The organism is Streptomyces sp. NPDC043870, assembly GCF_056435785.1.
This window is the reverse complement of record NZ_JBWKDT010000134.1, coordinates 1-1,770: the sequence shown is the minus strand read 5'-3', so window position 1 is coordinate 1,770 and position 1,770 is coordinate 1. Positions and strand designations below refer to the sequence as shown.

The 1,770-nt window shown below is 65.9% G+C and carries 2 protein-coding genes; both read left to right on the top strand.

Annotated features, from left to right (window positions below; genetic code table 11):
- Window positions 1-95: 95 nt before the first annotated feature.
- Window positions 96-614 carry a Tn3 family transposase gene (locus AC0699_RS39680; protein WP_478671577.1) on the top strand — a complete coding sequence of 173 codons (519 nt, stop codon included), beginning with the start codon at window positions 96-98 and terminating at the stop codon, window positions 612-614.
- A gap of 72 nt (window positions 615-686) precedes the next feature.
- Complete coding sequence (locus tag AC0699_RS39675; RefSeq protein WP_478671575.1) at window positions 687-1,049, top strand: hypothetical protein; 363 nt, start codon at window positions 687-689, stop codon at window positions 1,047-1,049.
- Window positions 1,050-1,770 lie beyond the last annotated feature (721 nt).

Genomic DNA, 1,770 nt, shown 5'->3' with positions numbered 1-1,770 from the left:
CGCCCGCAGAATACGAAGCCGCCTACTACCAGCAGAACGCAAATCTCCAGGTCACAGTCACAGCCTAGAGTCTCGATCAAACCCGGAACGGTTCACTGGCCGGGTTCGCATATACGCCGCAGCTCGCGGATCTGCCCGAACCAAAAAATGTGGCGCATCGACCGTGCCGCCGACTACGGGGCCTTCCAGGACGCGGCCCGTGGCGGATCGACCTCGCGCGGATCGAGCGGCACTGGGAGGACATGCTGTGGATCATCGGCTCTATCCACACCGGAGCCGTCCGCGCCTACGACGTTATCCGGATGCTCTCCCGCGACGGCCGCCCCGCTCGGCGACGCGATCGCGCACCACGGGATCGCCAAGACCCTGCATATTCTGCACCTCGCGGACGAGCCCGGATGCCGCCGCCAGATCAGAGTGCAGGCCAACTCCAGGAAGGCCGCCACGCGCTCGCGCGGAAGATCTTCCCGAACAGCTCGGCGGCTACGACATGGAAACAGAAACGACGATCCGCCCACGGCAGGCACCACAGCCGACTGCCACCAGGACAGTATCCGCCACGTTCGGCACCACCTTCAACAGCCGGTCGAACTGCCGCATCCGCAGCCTTGTGAACTTCTCCACCCACAGCGGCTCAGCCCTCGAGTAAGTTCTGCACCAGTGCTGGCGGACCGATCCGCGGCTACATGAACGTGCCGAACCTGTTCCGCCTGCTCACTTCCCAGCTCGGATGTGCCCTGGACCCACCCAGTTCATCCAGGGGCATAGCCCACGGTTCCCATGGCCTTGCCTACGTCACCGACAGGGGCATCCTCCGACTCGAACTGCCTGAGCAGTACCAGGAGGGGGTGTACCGGCCCCTGATCCAGGTGCACGGTGAACTGGGGCAGCTTGGTCAGGCGAAGGCTTGGTACGAGCTGTGCGACCGGCGTCTGTCCGGCGAGCTTGACATCGATATCAGCCCGGACACGCAGCACCTCTTTTTGAAGATGATGCGTGTCCGCACGCCTACGGCCGCTCCCGAGGCCCGTCACGTAACCCACCCGTAACCGGTCTTCCTACCCTCTCGATCCGCACCTGAGCAAGGAGGTTGGTGTGACCGCGCTGGCGACGAAACGGAGTCTGGGCTGCCACTCGGACGAGTTCGGCGAAGTGCCTTCCGGCGCCGCCTGGCAGCTGATCGTCAGCATCGGCGGGAGGCTTCACCCCGGCTCGTCCACAGAGCAGGCGGCCGCCCTCACTGCCGCCTCGTGCGGTGACACCGAGAGGCTGACGGAGGCCGTCGAGCTGCTGCCGCCACTGCACTCCCCCGGCGGCAGCGGGCGAACCGCTGCGGCTGCAGGCCCGTTGACACGGCGGCCCCCACCGACGACACGGTCATCAAAACGACCGCTCGCCACGGGGGCCTATCCGGACTCCTGAAAGACAACCCCCCACTACATCGAGGACGACCGCGACGACCAACGGTCCCTCTGGGCACGGGCGTGCCGTTGGATGCCTTTGTCACGGCCCGAGGCGCCATGTCTGCCTTCGCCCTGGCTGTGCTGGGGCGGTGGTGCACGCCCTGCAAGGCTGCCATGCCCCTCAGTGTGATGGTCAACCGAGAGGACTGGCCTCGCACCGGGTGGATCCGGCCCAGCTAAACGACCATGGGTGGGCAGGTGGTCGTGTTCGCCTAGCTACTTGCCCCTGAAAAAGGGTTTGGGCTGGTGAAGGGGCCGGTGCTGCGAGACGGCATTGTGCCACTGGCCTGTCGGCGGCGTGTCCCTC

Bases quoted from the DNA above. Each gene is read 5' to 3' on its own strand.
- AC0699_RS39675 (WP_478671575.1), top strand. From the start codon at position 687: ATGAACGTGCCGAACCTGTTCCGCCTGCTCACTTCCCAGCTCGGATGT.